The 419-nt window shown below is 55.4% G+C and carries 1 protein-coding gene; it reads left to right on the top strand.

The window, feature by feature from the left end:
• Positions 1 to 89: 89 nt before the first annotated feature.
• The coding region (gene pilL2 / locus SOP95_RS31795; RefSeq protein ID WP_442967808.1) for a PFGI-1 class ICE element type IV pilus protein PilL2 at positions 90 to 419 on the top strand (330 nt) is incomplete at its 3' end.

Here is a 419-nt window from a genome sequence, read left to right as displayed (position 1 = left end):
ACACGACCCGTCTTGAATCAACTTACTCACTGACCCGCTCCTTCACCTCATGTCAGGTTCTGCACTGAATCTGACATGAGGTTTTTTCCATGGAGCGTTTTTTCACGCCTGTCTGCCTGCTGGGTTTATTGAGCGCCTGCACGGCGCAGATCCCCACCCCATTACCGACTAGTCCAGAGAATGCCGATAGTTCCAATCGGGCCCAGCTTTCGAGGAGTAGAGCCAAAGAGGGTCACCCGACAGAGCTCCGCTATGGCCGCTATACGCTGGTCAGCACCGAGCCCACAGCAGAGCAACGTGATCTTCTCGCTCAAATCATTGACGTGAGCATTCCGCTCGACCTGAATCCTTCGGTACAGGAAGCGATGCACTACGTGCTGCAGCGCTCAGGTTATTCGCTCTGCCCTGCTGCCGAACCA

The organism is Pseudomonas sp. YuFO8, assembly GCF_035065025.1.
Taxonomy (GTDB): domain Bacteria; phylum Pseudomonadota; class Gammaproteobacteria; order Pseudomonadales; family Pseudomonadaceae; genus Aquipseudomonas; species Aquipseudomonas putida_AE.
The sequence above is the reverse complement of the archived record's forward strand: the minus strand, read 5'-3'. Positions and strand labels throughout refer to the sequence as shown.